Source organism: Curtobacterium sp. 260 (assembly GCF_030803485.1).
In the GTDB taxonomy this organism is placed as follows: domain Bacteria; phylum Actinomycetota; class Actinomycetes; order Actinomycetales; family Microbacteriaceae; genus Curtobacterium.
In genome coordinates, this window is sequence record NZ_JAURUY010000005.1 from 23,036 (window position 1) to 42,002 (window position 18,967).

The 18,967-nt window shown below is 70.7% G+C and carries 19 protein-coding genes; 8 read left to right on the plus strand and 11 right to left on the minus strand.

The genetic code is table 11. The annotated features are described in order from the left end of the window. Window positions 1-3: 3 nt before the first annotated feature. Complete coding sequence (locus tag J2X59_RS07925; protein ID WP_326496304.1) at window positions 4-1,017, minus strand: alpha/beta fold hydrolase; 1,014 nt, start codon at window positions 1,015-1,017, stop codon at window positions 4-6. 215 nt (window positions 1,018-1,232) lie between these two features. Between J2X59_RS07925 and treS the strand changes: the two genes are divergently transcribed. Together treS and J2X59_RS07935 are read left to right on the plus strand one after the other, a co-directional pair. Beyond that, the gene (treS, locus tag J2X59_RS07930) at window positions 1,233-2,945 is read left to right on the plus strand and encodes a maltose alpha-D-glucosyltransferase (RefSeq protein ID WP_326496305.1); all 1,713 of its coding nucleotides are present in this window, start codon (window positions 1,233-1,235) and stop codon (window positions 2,943-2,945) included. Window positions 2,946-3,327: 382 nt separating this feature from the next. Continuing rightward, entirely contained in the window at window positions 3,328-4,026 is a 699-nt protein-coding gene (locus J2X59_RS07935) for a 3'-5' exonuclease (RefSeq protein WP_066658248.1), read from the plus strand. Window positions 4,027-4,799: 773 nt separating this feature from the next. Here the strand turns inward: J2X59_RS07935 and J2X59_RS07940 are convergent. The 3 genes from J2X59_RS07940 to glgA form a co-directional block, all read right to left on the minus strand. Continuing rightward, window positions 4,800-5,048, minus strand: coding sequence for a type B 50S ribosomal protein L31 (locus tag J2X59_RS07940; protein WP_022905175.1), 249 nt, complete (start codon window positions 5,046-5,048; stop codon window positions 4,800-4,802). A gap of 136 nt (window positions 5,049-5,184) precedes the next feature. Continuing rightward, window positions 5,185-5,967, minus strand: a complete 783-nt coding sequence (locus J2X59_RS07945) for an ABC transporter ATP-binding protein (protein ID WP_066654391.1) — start codon at window positions 5,965-5,967, stop codon at window positions 5,185-5,187. Between the two features lie 9 nt (window positions 5,968-5,976). Further along, a complete protein-coding gene (gene glgA / locus J2X59_RS07950) occupies window positions 5,977-7,176 on the minus strand; it encodes a glycogen synthase (protein ID WP_066654393.1) in 1,200 nt (399 codons plus the stop codon). 47 nt (window positions 7,177-7,223) lie between these two features. On the opposite strand from glgA, the gene J2X59_RS07955 reads away from it, so the two are divergent. Beyond that, window positions 7,224-8,465 (plus strand): glucose-1-phosphate adenylyltransferase, encoded by a 1,242-nt coding sequence (locus J2X59_RS07955; protein WP_326496306.1) that lies wholly within the window; start codon window positions 7,224-7,226, stop codon window positions 8,463-8,465. A gap of 145 nt (window positions 8,466-8,610) precedes the next feature. After that, entirely contained in the window at window positions 8,611-9,249 is a 639-nt protein-coding gene (serB, locus tag J2X59_RS07960) for a phosphoserine phosphatase SerB (RefSeq protein WP_209682507.1), read from the plus strand. Between the two features lie 124 nt (window positions 9,250-9,373). Here the strand turns inward: serB and fabG are convergent, their stop codons facing one another. Then, window positions 9,374-10,087, minus strand: a complete 714-nt coding sequence (gene fabG, locus J2X59_RS07965; RefSeq protein WP_066654398.1) for a 3-oxoacyl-ACP reductase FabG — start codon at window positions 10,085-10,087, stop codon at window positions 9,374-9,376. Window positions 10,088-10,251: 164 nt separating this feature from the next. Here fabG and J2X59_RS07970 point away from each other — a divergent pair, with 164 nt between their 5' ends. Genes J2X59_RS07970 through J2X59_RS07980 form a run of 3 tightly spaced genes read left to right on the plus strand, consistent with a single transcriptional unit; the run spans window position 10,252 to window position 12,007 of the window. Then, window positions 10,252-10,743 carry a DUF3099 domain-containing protein gene (locus J2X59_RS07970; protein WP_271825684.1) on the plus strand — a complete coding sequence of 164 codons (492 nt, stop codon included), beginning with the start codon at window positions 10,252-10,254 and terminating at the stop codon, window positions 10,741-10,743. After that, window positions 10,743-11,051 (plus strand): hypothetical protein, encoded by a 309-nt coding sequence (locus J2X59_RS07975; protein WP_081985298.1) that lies wholly within the window; start codon window positions 10,743-10,745, stop codon window positions 11,049-11,051. Before J2X59_RS07970 ends, J2X59_RS07975 begins: the two co-directional genes overlap by 1 nt. Next, window positions 11,048-12,007 carry an SURF1 family cytochrome oxidase biogenesis protein gene (locus J2X59_RS07980; protein ID WP_326496307.1) on the plus strand — a complete coding sequence of 320 codons (960 nt, stop codon included), beginning with the start codon at window positions 11,048-11,050 and terminating at the stop codon, window positions 12,005-12,007. Before J2X59_RS07975 ends, J2X59_RS07980 begins: the two co-directional genes overlap by 4 nt. A gap of 72 nt (window positions 12,008-12,079) precedes the next feature. Here J2X59_RS07980 and J2X59_RS07985 read toward each other — a convergent pair whose 3' ends face one another. Then, window positions 12,080-13,678, minus strand: a complete 1,599-nt coding sequence (locus tag J2X59_RS07985) for an ABC-F family ATP-binding cassette domain-containing protein (protein ID WP_066654400.1) — start codon at window positions 13,676-13,678, stop codon at window positions 12,080-12,082. Between the two features lie 116 nt (window positions 13,679-13,794). On the opposite strand from J2X59_RS07985, the gene J2X59_RS07990 reads away from it, so the two are divergent. Further along, complete coding sequence (locus J2X59_RS07990; protein WP_326496308.1) at window positions 13,795-14,394, plus strand: biotin transporter BioY; 600 nt, start codon at window positions 13,795-13,797, stop codon at window positions 14,392-14,394. Window positions 14,395-14,646: 252 nt separating this feature from the next. On the opposite strand, the gene J2X59_RS07995 is transcribed toward J2X59_RS07990, so the two are convergent. The 5 genes from J2X59_RS07995 to sufB form a co-directional block, all read right to left on the minus strand. Continuing rightward, entirely contained in the window at window positions 14,647-14,976 is a 330-nt protein-coding gene (locus tag J2X59_RS07995; RefSeq protein ID WP_022902786.1) for a metal-sulfur cluster assembly factor, read from the minus strand. Then, window positions 14,976-15,743: a Fe-S cluster assembly ATPase SufC gene (gene sufC / locus J2X59_RS08000; RefSeq protein ID WP_066654406.1), complete on the minus strand. Its 768-nt coding sequence runs from the start codon at window positions 15,741-15,743 to the stop codon at window positions 14,976-14,978. The genes J2X59_RS07995 and sufC overlap by 1 nt, the downstream gene beginning before the upstream one ends. A 62-nt stretch (window positions 15,744-15,805) precedes the next feature. Further along, window positions 15,806-16,132 (minus strand): non-heme iron oxygenase ferredoxin subunit, encoded by a 327-nt coding sequence (locus J2X59_RS08005; RefSeq protein WP_081984870.1) that lies wholly within the window; start codon window positions 16,130-16,132, stop codon window positions 15,806-15,808. After that, the gene (sufD, locus tag J2X59_RS08010; RefSeq protein ID WP_326496309.1) at window positions 16,132-17,463 is read right to left on the minus strand and encodes a Fe-S cluster assembly protein SufD; all 1,332 of its coding nucleotides are present in this window, start codon (window positions 17,461-17,463) and stop codon (window positions 16,132-16,134) included. Before sufD ends, J2X59_RS08005 begins: the two co-directional genes overlap by 1 nt. Then, entirely contained in the window at window positions 17,464-18,882 is a 1,419-nt protein-coding gene (gene sufB / locus J2X59_RS08015) for a Fe-S cluster assembly protein SufB (RefSeq protein ID WP_066654410.1), read from the minus strand. Window positions 18,883-18,967 lie beyond the last annotated feature (85 nt).

The window sequence follows — 18,967 nt, forward strand, 5'->3', positions numbered from 1 at the left end:
GCCTCACGACGCGGACTCCCCCGGGGTGCCGTCGGCCGACGGTGACGCCGCCGACGTGTCGGGAGCCTGCTGCGGTGCGGTGGACCTCGTCCTGCGCGGGTTCCCACGTCCGGCACGACGGCGGGCCGTCGGCTCGGCCATGCGACGGAGCACCGCGTCGGTGGCGGCTCCGGGCGTCTCGTAGTGCACGAGGTGTCCCACGTCGGGCACCACGACGAGCTCGGCGTCGCGGAGTCGGGAAGCGAGTGCACGCTGCTCGGGCAGCGCCGTGATGTCGTCGTGCTCCGCGGCGACCAGCAGCACGGGGACGTCGATGCGGTCGGCGTACTCGGACACGTCGTGCGTGACCGAGGTGCGGAACGCCTCGAGCACGCTCGTGCGGTCCGCGAACGCCGAGAAGTACCGGTCGTGCTGGTCGTGCACCCATCGCCGCAGGTCGCGGTCGCGTGACTTCAGCATGGCGAGGCTCATCGCCCGCACGATCGCGCGGTTCCGGAGCAGCCCGAGTCCGAGCGGCCTGGGGAGCACCGCGCCGGCCCGGTAGTAGCCGATCGCGATGCCGGTGCCGACGGCCCGGGGGCCCTGCAGCGCGGGTGCCGCGATCGGGTTCACCAGCACGAGCAGCCGGGTGTCGAGGCCGGCCGCGACGGTGGCCGCCGTGACGATCGACCCGAAGGAGTGTCCGAGCACCACGGTCTCGGGACCCAGGGCGAGTGCGCGGTGGAACCCGGTGAGCCACCCGACGTAGGCGTCGACGTCGGAGACCGGCAGCGGGTCGGAGATCCCGAAGCCGGGCAGGTCGGGGACGACCACGCGGACGCCCCGGAGGTGGGCGGCGATCGTCTCGAGCCCGTGGTGGTCGCCGCGGAACCCGTGCACGGCGAGGACCGTCTCGGTCGCGTCGGCCGGCCCGTACTCCCAGTAGTGCGTGGTGCGGCCGTCGAGGGTCACGGCCCGGTGCACGACCGGTGTCGCGGCGACGAGCGACTGGTACGGGGAGATCACGGGTGGTTGCATCGCGGCCAGTCTACGAAGCGGCGACCGGGCGGGGTGCGTCCCGCGCCCCGCTGTGGAGGACGACGGACGGGAGGGACGCTGTGGAGGGGTGTCGCGCCTCCCGTCCGGCCACGTGACGCGGTCGTCACGGCGACCCGCGGACAGCAGCAGGAGCACGCGCCTACTGTGGCCGTGGTCGGGCCACGCCGCCGGCCCGCCGACGACGAGGAGCACGCTTGACCTTCACGGCCCCGATCCAGCTGCCCGGCCTGACCCTGGACCCGCAGTGGTACAAGCGCTCGGTCTTCTACGAGTGCATGATCCGCTCGTTCGTCGACTCGAACGGCGACGGTATCGGGGACATCCAGGGCGTCATCGGCAAGCTCGACTACCTGCAGTGGCTCGGCGTCGACGCCATCTGGCTGCCGCCGTTCTTCCAGTCGCCGATGCGCGACGGCGGGTACGACATCTCCGACTACCGGGCGATCCTGCCCGAGTTCGGCACGCTCGACGACTTCCGCGAGCTCGTCACGAAGTCGCACGAGCGGAACATGCGCATCGTCATCGACATGGTGATCAACCACACCTCCGACCAGCACGAGTGGTTCCAGCAGTCCCGCGAGGACCCGGACGGCCCCTACGGCGACTTCTACGTGTGGCGTGACACCGACGAGCACTACGAGAACATCCGCATCATCTTCGTGGACACCGAGGAGTCGAACTGGACCTTCGACCCGGTCCGCCGGCAGTTCTTCTTCCACCGGTTCTTCTCGCACCAGCCCGACCTCAACTTCGAGAACCCGGCCGTGGTCGAGGCCGTCTACGACGTCGTGCGGCACTGGCTCGACCTCGGTGTGGACGGGCTGCGGCTCGACGCCATCCCCTACCTCTTCGAGTCCGAGGAGGGCAACGGCGAGGGCGAGCCGGAGACCCACGAGTTCATCAAGAAGCTCCGGGCCATGGTCGACGACGAGTACCCCGGGCGTGTCCTGCTCGCCGAGGCGAACCAGTGGCCGCGTGAGACCGCCGCGTTCTTCGGCACCGACGAGGAGCCGGAGTGCCACATGGCGTTCGACTTCCCGGTGATGCCGCGCATCTTCTACTCGCTGCGCGCGCAGCACGCCGCCGAGCTCAAGGCGATCCTGTCCGAGACGCTCGACGTCCCCGAGAAGGCCGCGTGGGGGGTGTTCCTCCGCAACCACGACGAGCTCACGCTCGAGATGGTCAGCGAGGAGTACCGCCAGGCGATGTACGGCTGGTACGGCTACGACCCGCGCATGCGGTCGAACATCGGCATCCGTCGTCGTCTCGCTCCCCTGCTCGACAACTCACGGGCCGAGCTCGAGCTCATCCACGCCCTGCTGTTCTCGCTGCCCGGGTCGCCGTTCCTGTACTACGGGGACGAGATCGGCATGGGCGACAACATCTGGCTGCCGGACCGCGACTCCTCGCGCACGCCGATGCAGTGGACCCCGGACCGCAACGCGGGCTTCTCGACCGCCGACCCGGGCAAGCTGTACCTGCCGGTCGTGCAGTCGCTCGTCTACAACTACGCGCAGGTCAACGTCGAGGCGCAGCTCGCCCAGTCCCGCTCCCTGCTGCACTGGGTCCGCAACGTCATCCACGTCCGCAAGGCGCACCCGGTCTTCGGCCTGGGCTCGCTGCACGTGCAGGACACCACCAACGACTCGGTGCTCGCGTTCGTCCGGTCGTGGGAGGGGGCCGGGCAGCAGTTCGGCCCGTCCGCCGAGGACGTGCTCTGCGTGTTCTCCTTCGCCACCAACCCGACGTCGGTGACGATCTCGGCGCCGGAGTTCGCCGGACGGCCGCTGTACGACCTGTTCGGCGGCGGGTCGTTCCCCGCGTTCGACGAGGACGGCAACGTCACCCTCACCATGGGGACGCAGTCGTTCTACTGGCTGCACGTGGGCGCGCCGGTCGGCGTGTAGCGAGCGTCGGCGGGCGGCCGCCGGTCGGGGGCGACCGTCCGTCGGAGGGCGGCCGTCCGTCAGAGGGCCACCGTCCGTCGGAAGGCGGCCGTCCGTCGGAGGGCGACCGTCCGTCAGAGGGCGACCGTCCGTCGGGGAGGCGCTGCCGGCCTGGAGGCTCGACTCGCCCCCGCCGGGTGGCTCACCACCGGCTCGTCGCCGCGTCCGGCGCATCGACCGGGGTGCACCGGCCGCGCTCGTCGATCAGGACGCGGGCGGGTCGCGGCGTGCCCGCCAGGCGGGTCGCGTGGAGCGTGTCGGACCGTCCCGTTAGCCTCGTGCCGTGACGTACTCCCCAGCAGCGCTCGACACGCCCGCACCCGCCGCCCCGGCCGTGCAGGACCTGAGCGGTCGTCCCTGGTGGCACGCGCTCGGCGTGTTCGACCTCGAGACCACCGGCGTCGACGTCGAGACCGCCCGCATCGTCACGGCGCACGTCGGCCTGATCGACATGACCGGACGCTCCATCGCGGAGGGTGCCTGGATCGCCGATCCCGGGATCGCGATCCCCGAGGGCGCTGCCGCCGTGCACGGCTACACGACCGAGCGCGCCCAGGCCGAGGGGCGCCCGGCCGGCGAGGTCGTCGCCGAGATCGTGGCAGCGGTCGAGGCCGTGTTCGCGCGCGGCATCCCGCTCGTGATCTACAACGCTCCGTACGACCTGACGGTGCTCGACCGCGAGGCCCGACGGCACGGCATCGCCTCCCCCGTCATCGGCAACGTCGTCGACCCGCTCGTGATGGACAAGGCGCTCGACACCTACCGCAAGGGCAAGCGCACGCTCGAGGCAGCGTCCGAGCTCTACGGCGTGACGTTGTCCGACGCCCACGACGCCGCCGCGGACGCGATCGCTGCCGGGCGTGTCGCGCAGGCCATCGCGGCGAAGTACCCGGAGGAGCTCGGCGTCTCCGCCGAGGAGCTGCACCGCAAGCAGGTCGGCTGGTGTGCCGAGCAGGCCACCTCGTTCCAGGACTACATGCGGAAGAAGCGCGACCCTTCGTTCACCGCCGACGGTCGCTGGCCGCACCGCAACGGCTCGTAGCGCCGCGGTCGCCGCGGCGCCGTCGCCGCGCCGCCACTGAGCCGGTGTTGCCGCGCCGGCGCTGGGCCGCTGGGCCGCTGTCGCTACGCTGGCGCTCAGCCGCCGCTGAGCCGCCCTGCGAGCGGTGCCGCGCATCGGCGCTCCCGGCCAGCGTCGGGCGCCGGCGCCCGGCACCCGCTGCGGTCCCGCAGAACCGGAAGCACGTCGCGCCGTGGAACCACGTGGTGCGACGTGCTCTTCGTGGTGCGCGGGCATCGCGCACCACGGCCCGTGCACCGCGGCCTGTGCACCGCGGCGGCGTCGCACGGTGCGCTGCCGGCCGTCGGGCGGCGCGACGCTGCCACCTCGACCGGCGAGCGTTCCCGGCGGTCCCACACCGAGCCTCCCGGCCGTGACCGCGGCTCGCGCCCGCAGTACGCGCACAGCCGGACGCACCTCGAACCACGTGAACGCCTGGCGCGACGTGCTTCGTGTTGCGCGCGAGCACCACGCGCCACGGCGCGACAGCACGACGACGCCGTGCGCGCATGCTGGACGCCGCGCCCGCGCCCGCGCCCGCGCCCGCGCCGCCCGTGCGCCGTCGTGCCCCGTCCCGGATGCTGCGCCCCGGTGTGCCGGGGTGCCGCATCCGCAGCAGGGCGCGTCTCGCGTTCTCACCGACCACAACGCGCCGTACCCGGACCCGGCGCCCCACCCCGACCCCGACCATCCGCGCAACGCAGAACGGGCGGCCCTCCCGAAGGAGGACCGCCCGTCCGAGCGCGAACGCAGACTTACTTGCTGAAGCCCTTGAAGCGCTGGTTGAACTTCTCGACGCGACCGGCCGAGTCGAGGATGCGCTGCTTGCCCGTGTAGAACGGGTGCGACGCCGACGAGATCTCGACGTCGATGACCGGGTAGGTCGCACCGTCGAGCTCGATGGTCTTGTCGCTGGTCGCGGTCGAACGCGTCAGGAACGTCTCACCGGAGGCCAGGTCGCGGAAGACGATGGCGTTGTACTCGGGGTGGGTGTCGGTCTTCATGGAGATTCCTCGGTTGGAGATGGTGGGAGATGCGCGGACGGCCGGTTCGAGCGGACTCGATCGGGACCCCCGCGCGGGAAGTCTGCGGCGTGCGCCAGCCGTCCACGTTACCAGACGACGGGCAGGATCGGGAGCGTCAGGCCGCGCGCGCCGTGTACCGACCGGCGTCCTTCGACACGGTCAGCTCCACGCCGAAGGCCTGGGACAGCGTGGGAGCCGTCAGGACCTCGTCGATGGGACCGGCGGCCTGGATCCCACCGTCGGCGAGCACGAGGGCGTGCGTGAAGCCCTCGGGGATCTCCTCCACGTGGTGGGTGACGATGACGATCGCCGGCGAGTCGCTGCTCTGCGCGTAGCCGCCGAGCGTGCGCACCAGGCTCTCGCGCGCACCGAGGTCGAGCGAGGCAGCCGGCTCGTCGAGGAACAGCACCTCGGGATCGGTCATCACGGCGCGCGCGATCTGCACGCGCTTCTGCTCGCCGTCGCTCAGCTCACCGAACGTGCGGTCGGTGAAGTCACCGAGGCCCCACTCGTCGAGCACACGCTGGGCGCGGCGGACGTCGAGCTCCTCGTACTCCTCGTTCCAGCGACCGGTGACCGAGTACGCGGCGGTGAGCACGACGTCGACGACCTTCTCGGTCACCGGGATCCGGCGGGCGAGGGCGGTCGACGCGAAGCCGATGCGCGGGCGCAGCTCGAACAGGTCCGCGCCGCCGAGCTCGGTGCCGAGCACCTCGACACTGCCCGACGTCGGGAACGTCTGGGCACCGGCCACCTGCAGCAGCGTGGTCTTGCCGGCGCCGTTGGCACCGAGCACCACCCAGCGTTCGTCGTCCTGCACCTCCCACGAGATCCCGTCGAGGATGGTGGCCCCGTTGCGGACCACGGAGACGTCTGACAAGCGCACGACCGAGGGCATGGCTCCAGCCTACGGCTTCCGGGCGAGCACCTCGTCGTAGACCTGCCGCGTGCGGTGCGCGATCGCGTCCCACGTGAACTCGCTCTCGACGCGGAGGCGTCCTGCGCGTCCCATGAGCTTGGCGAGCCCCTCGTCGGCCAGGACCTCGTCCAGCGTCCGGGCGAGGTCGGCCACGAAGCGGTCCGGGTCGTTCGGCGTGCCGGTGCCGTCCTGTGCCTGGTCGATCGGGACGATGCGCCCGGTCAGCCCGTCGGCGACGACCTCGGGGATGCCGCCCGTGCGCGTGCCGACCACGGGGATGCCACAGGCCATGGCCTCGAGGTTGACGATGCCGAGCGGCTCGTAGATCGACGGGCAGACGAACACGGTCCCCGACGACAGGACGTTCACGACCTCCTGGTGGGAGAGCATCCGGTCGATCCAGACCACACCGTCGCGCTCCGCGCGCAGGGACTCGACGAGTCCGGTCACCTCGGCCATGATCTCCGGCGTGTCCGGAGCGCCCGCGCACAGCACGATCTGCACGTCCGACGGCAGCGACGCCACCGCGCGGAGCAGGTACGGCAGGCCCTTCTGCCGGGTGATCCGGCCGACGAACACGACCGAGCGGCGCGAAGGGTCGATGCCGAGCGCGCGCACGGCGTCCTCGTCGACGGTCGGCTTCCACTCGTCGATGTCGATGCCGTTGTAGACGACGTGGACCTTCGCCGGGTCGATGGACGGGTAGGAGCGCAGGATGTCCGCCCGCATGGCCTTCGACACCGCGATCACGCCGTCGGCCTGCTCGAACGCCTCACGTTCCATCCAGCTCGACAGGCGGTAGCCGCCCCCGAGCTGCTCGGCCTTCCACGGGCGTAGTGGCTCGAGGCTGTGGGCCGTGACCACGTGCGGGATGCCGTGGGTGAGCTGCGCGATGCGCCCCGCGGCGTTGGCGTACCAGGTGTGGGAGTGCACCAGGTCGGCGCCCGCGACGTCGGCGGCGATGCGGACGTCGGTACCGAGCGCCTGGAGCGCGCCGTTCGCGTCCTCGAGGCCCTCGGGCGTGCGGTACGCCCACACGCCCTCCTCGTCACGGAACGCCCCGAAGGCGCGCACCCGGACGTCCGTGTCCGTCCCCGACCGCAGCGCAGCCGTGAGCTCGGCCACGTGGACACCCGCTCCGCCGTAGACCTCCGGCGGATACTCCCTGGTCAGTAGATCGACTCGCACGGACTCAACGTAACGGGTTCGCCGTCCGGACGCCTACTGTGAACCACATGGCACCAAAGAAGGTATTCGGCATCGTCCTCGCCGGCGGCGAGGGCAAGCGGCTCATGCCGCTCACGGCCGATCGCGCGAAGCCCGCCGTCCCGTTCGGCGGCAACTTCCGTCTCATCGACTTCGCGCTCTCCAACCTCGTGAACTCCGGGTTGCAGAAGATCGTCGTCCTGACCCAGTACAAGTCGCACAGCCTCGACCGTCACGTGGCCGAGACCTGGCGCATGGAGGGGCTCCTCGGGTCCTACGTCGCGTCGGTGCCGGCGCAGCAGCGACTCGGCAAGCGGTGGTTCGCCGGTTCGGCGGACGCGATCCTGCAGTCCCTCAACCTGCTCCGCGACGAGCGCCCGGACATCGTGGTCGTGGTCGGTGCGGACCACGTCTACCGGATGGACTTCCACCAGATGATCGAGGCGCACATCGCCTCCGGCCGCAGTGCCACGGTCGCGGCGATCCGGCAGCCGATCGGCCTCGCGGACCAGTTCGGCGTCATCCAGGTGGACCAGGACGACCCGACCAAGATCGACGCGTTCCTCGAGAAGCCGAAGGACGCCGTCGGCCTGGCCGACTCGCCCGACGAGATCCTCGCGTCGATGGGCAACTACGTGTTCAACGCCGACGCCCTCGTCGACGCGGTGCTCCGCGACGGCCAGATCGACTCGAGCAAGCACGACATGGGCGGCGACATCGTCCCCGACTTCGTGGCCCGCGGCGACGCCGGCGTCTACGACCTGCAGCGCAACGACGTGCCCGGCTCGAACGACCGCGACCGGTACTACTGGCGCGACGTGGGGACGATCGACTCGTTCTTCGACGCCCACATGGACCTCATCGCGCCGGTCCCGGTCTTCAACCTGTACAACCAGGACTGGCCGATCTTCAACCAGCAGACGAACCTGCCGCCGGCGAAGTTCGTCCGCGACGCGAACGGCAACACCGGCTCGACGGTCGACTCGATCGTGGCGCTCGGGTGCCTGCTCTCCGGCGCCCAGGTGGAGCGCAGCGTCATCGGCCCGTGGTGCGGGATCGACTCGGGCGCGAAGGTCCTCGACTCCATCGTGTTCGAACGGGCGTCCATCGGCGCCGGTTCGGTCGTGAACCGCGCGATCCTCGACAAGGACGTGGTCATCGCGCCCGGTGCGCAGGTCGGCGTCGACCGTGAGACCGACGAGGCCCGCGGCTTCACCGTCACGGAGTCCGGCATCACGGTCGTCGGCAAGGGCGTCCGCGTCGAGGCCTAGTCCGGGACGGTCGCCGAGTCCGGGCTGCACCTACCGACGTCGGCAAGGGCGTCCGCGTCGAGGCCTGACCCCACCGCACCGGCCTGGAGGCGCGGCTGACGTCACAGACGTCGGCCGCGCCTCCTGCTGTCGGTACCGTTGGTCCGTGCCACGCTTCCTCGTCGTCCTCGATGCCGACTCCACGCTGCTCGAGGACGAGGTCATCGAACTGCTCGCCGACCACGCCGGGACCCGGCCACAGGTGCAGGCGGTGACGGAGCGCGCCATGCGCGGCGAGATCGACTTCGCCGAGAGCCTCCGGGAGCGGGTCGCCACCCTGGCGGGCCTCCAGGCCGACGTCTGCACCCGCGCGCAGCAGGCGGTCCGCGTCACGCGCGGAGCCGAGGAGCTCGTCCGGGGCGTCCACGCCGCAGGCGGCACGGTCGGCGTCGTGTCCGGCGGCTTCCACGAGGTGCTCGACCCCTTCGCCGCGCGGCTCGGCCTCGACCACTGCCGGGCGAACCGTCTCGAGGTGGTCGACGGCGTGCTCTCCGGTCGGGTCCTCGGTGACGTCGTCGACGCCGAGGCGAAGGCCGAGACCCTGCGTGCGTGGGCCGGGGCGGACGACGTCCCGCTGTCGCGCACGGTCGCGGTCGGCGACGGCGCCAACGACCTGGTCATGATGGGTGTCGCCGCCCTGGGCGTGGCCTTCGACGCGAAGCCGCTGGTGCGCGAGCGGGCGGACGTGGCGGTCGTCGACCGCGACCTGTCCGCGGTGCTCGCGACGCTGGGCCTGCGGGGCTGAGCCACACGCGCCGCGGAGCCGGGTCTCGCCTCCGCGGACACGTTCGCGGACTCCACGTCGCGAACGTGTCCGCCCAGCCGAGCCTCGAGGACGGTCCGAGCGGGCCGCCGGTCGGTGTCCGGGGCTAGTGACCCATCCCGAGACCGCCGTCGACCGGGATCACCGCACCCGAGACGTACCCGGCACCGTCGCTCGCCAGGAAGAGCGTGGCGTCGGCGACGTCGTCGACCGTGCCGTAGCGCGCCGCCGGGATCTGCTTCTTGAACTCGGCCTGCAGCTCCTCGGGCAGGGCCGCGGTCATGTCGGTCTGGATGAACCCCGGCGCGACGACGTTCGCCGTGATGCCGCGCGACCCGAGCTCGCGCGTGATCGAGCGGGCCATGCCGACCAGGGCAGCCTTGGACGAGGCGTAGTTGACCTGACCGACCTGGCCGTAGGCGCCCACGACGCTCGACATGAGCACGATGCGGCCGAACTTCGCCTTCATCATCCCCTTGGTCGCGCGCTTGACGACCCGGAACGTGCCGGTCAGGTTCGTGTCGACGACGCTCGTGAAGTCCTCCTCGGACATGCGGAGCAGGAGCTGGTCGTTCGTGATGCCCGCGTTGGCGACGAGGACCTCGATCGGCCCGAGCTCGGCCTCGACCTGCGTGAAGGCCGCGTCGACCGAGGCGGAGTCGGTGATGTCCGCGGCGACGGTGAGCGCCCCCTCGGGTCCGCCCTGGCCGCTGCGGGAGGTCACGGCGACCCGGTGCCCGGCGGCGACGAAACGCGCTGCGAGGGCGTGCCCGATGCCGCGGTTGCCGCCGGTGATGAGGACGGTACGGGGGGTGGTCATGATCGCTCCGTTCGAGTGGTGGTGACGCGGTGTCCGCCGACCTGACGGCCGAGCCGTGGGCCGCTGGACACGCCCGGACGAGCGTACCGGAGCCGTTCCCCGCAGCTGTCCCCCGCGCGGCGGGGCAACTGTCGGTGGTCCGGGCTTAGGCTTGACCCTGGCGAATGGAAGAACACCGTATGAAGTCGACGCAGCGCCGGTTCCACGCGACGCACACCCACTCCGGGTCCACGCAGAGCATCACGTCCCTGCCGGACTCCCCCGAGCTGGACCGGGCGCACCGCCTGTCCAAGTACGTCTGGCAGATGGCCGTGCGCGTGGTGTGCTTCATCGGCGCCGTCCTCGTGTGGACGACCTGGCACACCTGGCTCGCGGTCATCCCGATCGTCCTCGCCGCGGTCATCCCGTGGGTCGCGGTCATCCTCGCCAACGCCGGCAACCACGCCGAGAGCGACATCGTCGCCCCGGCCGGAGCCATCGAGCTCTACGACGCCGTCGACCCCCGCCTCCGCGAGCAGCAGGAGGACGCTCGGGCCGAGGCCTACCGTGCCGAGCAGGAACGCCTCCGCGAGCAGGCCCAGCACGCGCAGGAGGAGTGGCAGCGGAACGGCGACCGCTCCCGTGTGTGGTCCGCGAAGTCCCGGACGCGCCGCTGATGGGGGCGACGTTCGACCTCTTCACGGAGCCCGGCGCGACACCGGTCTGCTCCCGGGCCGGCTGCACGAACACCGCCGAGTGGCGGATCAACTGGCGGAACCCGCGCATCCACGCCGTCGACCGCGTGAAGATCTGGGCGGCCTGCGAGGAGCACTGCGACTTCCTCGCCGACTACCTGCGCTCCCGCTCGTTCCCGGTCCGGGTGACCGGGATGCACGAGGACGTCGACAGCCTCGACGACGTCCGTGCGCGGGAGGACGCCCCGAAGAACGACGTCGGGGTGCGCTCCAGCGGCACCGGACGATGACGGACGAGTTCGACCCCAGCGCCCGCTACGGCCGGAAGCACGCCGCGAAGCTCCAGCGCGACGCCGCTCCCGGGTCCGTCCACGCGGACACCACCGACGGCCCGACGGTCGGCTGGCGGTTCGTCCGGAGCCGCCGCTGGCTCGGGTACTTCGCGATCGCCGTGGCCTTCGCGATCATCTGCACGCTCTTCGGGATGTGGCAGTGGGACCGGCGCAACGAGGCCGTCCGGCAGAACGAGCAGATCGCGCAGAACTACGACCACACGCCCGTGCCGCTCGACCAGGCACTCCCCCGGGCCTCGTCGTGGACCGACGACCAGCAGTGGCTCCGGATCGAGGTCACCGGTCGGTACGACGTCGACGACCAGCTCCTCGTCCGCAACCGCGTGCACAACGGCCAGCCGGGGTTCGAGGTCCTCACGCCGCTCGTCACCGCCGACGGTCGCGCGTTCGTCGTCGACCGGGGGTGGGTCCCGACCGGCAACCGGCAGGACGCGCCGGACAGCGTCCCCGCTCCGCCGAACGGACAGGTGACGGTGATCGCACGCCTGCAGCAGAGCGAGCCGCGCATCCCCGGCCGCACCGACCCCTCGCACACCGACCAGGTGCAGTCGGTGACGCTCGCCGACGTCGCGGGCAAGGTCGACGCCCCGATCTGGACGGGCGCGTACGGCCAGCTCGCCTCCGAGTCCCCCGCTCCTGCGGAAGCCCGGCCCCTGGGGTGGGACCGTCCGTCCGCGGACACCGGTCTGCACCTCAGCTACTTCATCCAGTGGTTCCTCTTCGCCGCCGGAGGATTCGGCTTCCTGGCCTACGTGATGGTGCAGGAGTACCGGAACCTCAACCAGGACGACCCCGAGGAGCGCGAGCGTGCCCTCGAACGGCAGCGGCGGAAGGACGCCAAGCCGAGGTCCGACGACGAGGTCGAGGACGAGCTGCTCGGCGCGCACCGCTGACGGGTCGCGACCCGGGACGGACGGGAGGCGCGGTGCCGGCCGGCACCGCGCCTCCCGTCCGTCAGCGGGTCGCTACGCCAGCTCGATGAGCTCCGCGTAGTCCTTGTTCCAGTGGTCCTCGGTGCCGTCCGGCAGCAGCAGCACCCGCTCGGGGTTGAGCGCGTCGACCGCACCGGCGTCGTGCGACACGAGCACCACGGCGCCCTCGAAGCCGGCCAGCGCGTTGAGGATCTCCTCGCGCGACGCCGGGTCGAGGTTGTTCGTGGGTTCGTCGAGCAGCAGCACGTTCGCGCCCGACACGACGATCATCGCGAGCGACAGCCGGGTCTTCTCGCCACCGGACAGGACGCCGGCCTTCTTGTAGCCGTCGTCACCGGTGAACAGGAACGAACCGAGCACACGACGGGCCTCGGTCTCGTTGAGGTCCGTCGACGCCGACACCATGTTCTCGATCACCGTGCGGTTCACGTCGATGTTCTCGTGCTCCTGCGCGTAGTACCCGATCCGCAGGCCGTGCCCGGGCAGGATCTCGCCCGTGTCCGGTCGGTCCGCACCCGCCAGGATCCGGAGCAGCGTCGTCTTGCCCGCACCGTTGAACCCGAGGATGACCACGCGCGACCCACGGTCGATCGCCAGGTCCACCCCGGCGAAGATCTCGAGCGAGCCGTACGACTTCGACAGCCCCTCGGCCATCAGCGGAGTGCGACCGCACGGTGCCGGCGTGGGGAAACGGATCTTCGCGACGCGGTCGGCGACGCGCTCGTCCTCCAGTCCGGCGAGCAGCTTGTCCGCGCGCGCGACCATCTGGTGCGCAGCGGCAGCCTTCGACGCCTTCGCGCCGAAGCGGGCGGCCTGGTCCTTCAGGGTCGCAGCCTTCTTCTCGGCGCCGGCGCGCTCCTTGCGGCGGCGCTCCTCGTCGGCCACGCGCTGCCGCTGGTAGAGCTTCCACCCCATGTTGTAGACGTCGATGGTCTGACGGTTCGCGTCGAGGTAGAAGACGCGGTTGACGACCTCGTCCACCAGCTCCACGTCGTGGGAGATGATGATGACGCCGCCGGGGTAGGTCTTCAGGTGCTCGCGGAGCCACACCACGGAGTCGGCGTCGAGGTGGTTCGTCGGCTCGTCGAGGATCATCGTCTCGGCGTCCGAGAACAGGATGCGGGCGAGTTCGATGCGCCGGCGCTGACCACCCGACAGGGTCTTCAGCTGCTGGTCGAGGATGCGGTCCGGCAGCTTGAGGTTCGATGCGATCGACGCCGCTTCGGCCTCGGCAGCGTACCCGCCGAGGGCGTTGAACTGGTCGTCGAGCCGGCTGTACCGGCGCATGGCCTTCTCGGCCACGTCGGCGTCGTCGCTCGCCATGTCGAGCGTCGCCTGACGGATGCCCTCGACGAGTTCGCCGAGACCACGGGCGTCGAGGATGCGCTTGCGCGCGGTGTCCTCGGGGTTGCCCGAGCGCGGGTCCTGCGGCAGGTAGCCGATCTCCCCCGAGCGCTCGATCTTGCCGTCGGTCGGCTGCGACTCGCCGGCGAGGGCCTTCGTCATCGTGGTCTTGCCGGCGCCGTTGCGCCCGACGAGCCCGATCTTGTCACCCTTCTCGACGCGGAAGGACACGTGCTCCATGAGGAGGCGAGCGCCTACGCGGATCTCGAGGTCGTGCACGGCAAGCACAGGAGGACGTCCAATCAGTTGGTGATGTGCACAACGACGTGTGCGGGAGGTGCACCGCTACGCTGACGGGACCGATGGTCCTCGAACGGGACCAGCAGTCCATTCTAGGAGAATCCATGACGAACGCCACCGGGTTCGCTCGCCGCGCAGTCCTCGCCGACCGTCTTCGCACCTCGGGGCTCGCCACCGACGCCGCCCTCGTCGCCGGCGGCGCGCTGTTCACCGCCGCGATGGCACAGCTCCAGGTGCCGATGTGGCCGGTCCCGATCACCGGGCAGACCCTGGCCGTCGTGCTCGTCGGCGCCACGCTCGGCGCCCGACGCAGCATGCTGTCGCTGCTCGTCTACGCCGTCGCGGGCCTCGCGGGCGCACCGTTCTTCGCCGAGTTCTCCGGTGGCCTCGCGGCCCTGGCATCGCCGAGCTTCGGCTACGTCATCGGCTTCGTGCCGGCCGCCGGCCTGGTCGGCTGGCTCGCCCGCCGGAACTGGGACCGGAAGGTCGGGCGTGCCACGGTCGCGATGCTCCTGGCGACCGCCGTCCCCTTCGTCACGGGCCTGCCCTGGCTCGCGGTGGTGCTCGGTCAGCTCGGCGCGCCGAACGACCTGCAGTCGGTGCTCGCCGCTGGCCTCTACCCGTTCATCGTCGGTGGCGTCGCCAAGGCCCTCATCGCCGCCGGCGTCCTGCCCCTGGCGTGGAAGCTGGTCGGCCGCCGCTGACGCACCCGCACGACGACGGGCCCCGCACCTGCTGGTGCGGGGCCCGTCGCTGTTCCGACCCGGGCTGCTGTCTCCCTCCGCGAGCGAGCACGACACGCCGCGCGACGAACGCCGGGCGGGCGTTGGGCGTCGCGGAGACCGGTCGAGCGTGACAGATCGTGCGCACTCGGCGTGGCGGGCGCACCGCACCGACGACGGACGGGAGGCGCGGTGCCGGCTGGCACCGCGCCTCCCGTCCGTGTGTCGTGGCGGCTAGATCGAGAAGCCGAGCGCGCGCATCATCTCGCGTCCGTCGTCGGTGATCCGCTCCGGACCCCACGGCGGCATCCACACCCAGTTGATGCGGAACGCGTCGACGATGCCGTCGAGCGCGTTGGCGGTGTCGCCCTCGATGACGTCGGTCAGCGGGCAGCCCGCGCTCGTCAGCGTCATGCTGATCACGAGGGCGTTCGCCTCGTCGTCCATCGCGAGGTCGTAGATGAGGCCGAGGTCGACGATGTTGACGCCGAGCTCCGGGTCCTGGACCTCCTTGAGGCCCTCGACGACCTCGTCGAACTTCTCCGGGGAGAGTGCGGTGATCATCAGTTGCCCGCCGCTGCAGCCTGCACGTAGCGGTCGTAGCCCTCGTTCTCGAGGCGCTCGGCCAGCTCCGGACCACCCTGCTCGGCGACCTTGCCCGCGACGAACACGTGGACGAAGTCCGGCTTGATGTAGCGGAGGATGCGCGTGTAGTGCGTGATCAGCAGGACACCGAGGCCGGTCGCTGCCTTCGCGCGGTTGACGCCCTCGGACACGATCTTCAGCGCGTCGACGTCGAGGCCGGAGTCGGTCTCGTCGAGCACGGCGAACTTCGGCTTGAGGAGCTCGAGCTGCATGATCTCGTGGCGCTTCTTCTCGCCGCCGGAGAAGCCCTCGTTGACGTTGCGCTCGGCGAACGACGAGTCCATCTTGAGGTCGGCCATCGACTGGCGCAGGTCCTTGACCCACCCGCGGAGTGCGGGGGCCTCGCCGTCGATCGCGGTCTTCGCGGTACGGAGGAAGTTCGACACCGTGACGCCGGGGATCTCGACCGGGTACTGCATCGCGAGGAACATGCCGGCGCGGGCGCGCTCGTCGACGCTCATCGCGAGGACGTCCTCGCCGTCGAGCGTGATCGAGCCGCCGGTGACGTTGTAGCGCGGGTGACCGGCGATCGTGTAGGCCAGGGTGGACTTGCCGGAGCCGTTCGGCCCCATGATCGCGTGGATCTCGCCCTCGTTGATGGTGAGGTCGACGCCCTTCAGGATCTCCTTGGTGCCCTGGTCGGTGTCGATCGAGACCTGCAGGTCACGGATTTCGAGAGTGGACATTGCGTTCCTTCGGTTACAGCTGCTGTGCGGCGTCAGCCGCGCGGGAAGAGTGGTGGTGTCGCTCAGTCGACGGGGACCGGGTCGTGCACGTCGACGTAGACGTCGCCGTCACGGACCTCGACCCGGAAGACCGGCACCGGCTCGTACGCCGGGAAGTTCTGCGGCTTGCCGGTGGCCAGCGAGAAGCGCGACCCGTGGGCCCAGCACTCGAGTGTGTCGCCCTCGACGAAGCCCTCGGCCAGGGAGATGTCCCCGTGCGTGCAGGTGTCGCCGATCGCGTGCACGGCCCCGGCCGAGTCCTTCACGATCGCCACGGCGGTGCCGTCCACGACGACGCGCATCGGGCTGTCGACGGCGATCTCCGACTCGGCGCAGACCTTCTCGGCCATCAGGCGTCCGCCTGCTCGGCCTCGGGCTCCGCAGCGACGACCACGGTCCGGCCGTCGGCGAGCTCCTGCTCGACCGCCGCGATCAGGCGCTCCTCGAGCTCGGGCGCGCCGATCTTCTGGATGACCTCGACCAGGAAGCCGAGCACGACGAGGCGCCGGGCTTCCTCCTCGGGGATGCCACGGGCCTGCAGGTAGAAGAGCTGCTCGTCGTCGAAGCGACCGGTCGCGCTTGCGTGCCCGGCCCCCTCGATGTTGCCCGTCTCGATCTCGAGGTTCGGGATGCTGTCCGCGCGCGTGCCGTCGGTGAGCACCAGGTTGCGGTTCTGCTCGTACGAGTCGGTGCCGTCGCCGGCGCGCCCGATCAGCACGTCGCCGATCCAGACCGTGTGCGCACCCTCGCCCTGCAGCGCGCCCTTGTAGTTGACGCGGCCGCGGGTGTTCGGGGCGTCGTGGTTCACGTACACCTGCTGCTCGATGTACTGGCCGGCGTCGGCGAAGTACACGCCGTACATCTCGGTGTCCGCCCCCTGCGCCCCGAGGTGCGTCGAGGGGTTCACGCGGACGACGTCGCCGCCGAGCGAGACCACGACGTGCTTGAGGAAGGCGTCGCGACCGACCTCGGCGAACTGCGTCGACACGTGCACCGCGTCGTCGTCCCAGTCCTGCAGGCTGACCACCGTGAGCCGTGCACCGTCACGGACGACGATCTCGACGTTCTCGCTGAGGAGCGCCGACCCGCGGTTGTCGATGACGACGATGCCCTGCGCGTGCTGCTCGGCCGTGATGACCGTGTGCGCCGCGCGGGCCTGCGTGCCGAAGTCCGAGCGGGTGATCGAGATCGACTCGTGCGCCTCGGTCGCCCTGACGGTGACCTTCAGCACCGCGTCGCGGGCGGTCCAGGCCGCCGCGGCCGCGCGGTCCTCGGGCAGGCCGGCGGTGCCGACGACCGGGTCGTCGCTGCGACCCCACTCGACGTCGGCCCCCTCGGTCTGGCGGGCCAGGAACGGGTAGGCGGAACCGTCGAGGCCACCCTCGAGCAACGGCTGGAGCTTCGAGAGCGGCGCGAACTTCCAGTTGACCTCGCGGCCGGTCACCGGGGGGAACGCGTCGAGGTCACCGGACTGCGGCCGCTCGGACCGGGTCTGGACCGGGACCTTCGCGTCCCAGCCGCCGTCGGAGTGCGCGCGGGCGCCGTGCTGGTCGGTGCCCTGGCCCTGCGCCGACGGCGCCTGCTGGCCCTGCGCCACGGCGGACGGCTCGACCGGCTGGTCGATGCGCGGTGCGGGGGTGGCCCCGTCGGTGGGTGTCGGGTTGGTGCTGGTGTTCGACATCTAGCCGACGGATCCTTCCATGCTCATCTCGATGAGCTTGTTGAGTTCGAGCGCGTACTCCATCGGGAGCTCGCGGGCGATGGGCTCGATGAACCCGCGGACGATCATGGCCATGGCCTCGTCCTCCGGCATGCCGCGCGACATGAGGTAGAACAGCTGCTCCTCGCTCACGCGGGAGACCGTGGCCTCGTGGCCGAGCTGGACGTCGTCGACGCGGATGTCGATCGCCGGGTACGTGTCGCTGCGGCTCACCGTGTCGACGAGCAGCGCGTCACAGCGGACCGTGTTCGCGGCGTGGTGCGCGGCCGGGTCGACGCGGACCTCACCGCGGTAGCCGGCGCGGCCACCGCCACGGGCGATCGACTTCGAGACGATCGACGACGTCGTGTACGGCGCCATGTGGATCATCTTCGCGCCGGCGTCCTGGTGCTGGCCCGGACCGGCGAAGGCGACGGACAGGGTCTCGCCCTTGGCGTGCTCACCGGCGAGGTAGATCGACGGGTACTTCATCGTGACCTTCGACCCGATGTTGCCGTCGATCCACTCCATCGTCGCGCCCTCGTGCGCGATCGCGCGCTTCGTGACGAGGTTGTAGACGTTGCTCGACCAGTTCTGGATCGTCGTGTAGCGCACGCGGGCGTTCTTCTTCACGATGATCTCGACCACGGCGGAGTGCAGCGAGTCCGACTTGTAGATCGGCGCCGTGCAGCCCTCGATGTAGTGGACGTAGGAGTCCTCGTCCGCGATGATCAGCGTCCGCTCGAACTGGCCCATGTTCTCGGTGTTGATCCGGAAGTAGGCCTGCAGCGGGATCTCGACGTGCACGCCCTTCGGGACGTAGACGAACGAGCCACCGGACCACACGGCGGTGTTCAGCGCGGCGAACTTGTTGTCGCCGGCCGGGATCACCGAGCCGAAGTACTCCTCGAAGAACTCCGGGTGCTCGCGGAGCGCCGTGTCGGTGTCCATGAAGATGACGCCCTGCTGCTCCAGGTCCTCGCGGATCTGGTGGTAGACGACCTCGGACTCGTACTGGGCGGCGACACCGGCGACGAGGCGCTGGCGCTCCGCCTCGGGGATGCCGAGGCGCTCGTAGGTGTTGCGGATGTCCTCGGGCAGCTCTTCCCAGGTCTGGGCCTGCTTCTCGGTGGACTTCACGAAGTACTTGATGTTGTCGAAGTCGATGTCCGACAGGTCGGCACCCCACGACGGCATGGGCTTGCGGTCGAACAGCGTCAGCGCCTTGAGGCGGAGCTTGTGCATCCACTCGGGCTCGTTCTTCCGGGCGGAGATGTCGCTGACCACCTCGTCCGACAGACCACGGCGCGCGGACGCGCCGGCCGTGTCGGAGTCGGACCAGCCGAACTCGTACTGGCCGAGCCCTTCGAGTTCTGGACGGTCGATGAGCACGTCGGACATGGTCTCCTCGTTTCCTTCTCGCGGCAGCGTCTGTCGGGACAACCCGTGACGTCCGGACGCCATTCCACCGCGGACCTCCGACAGG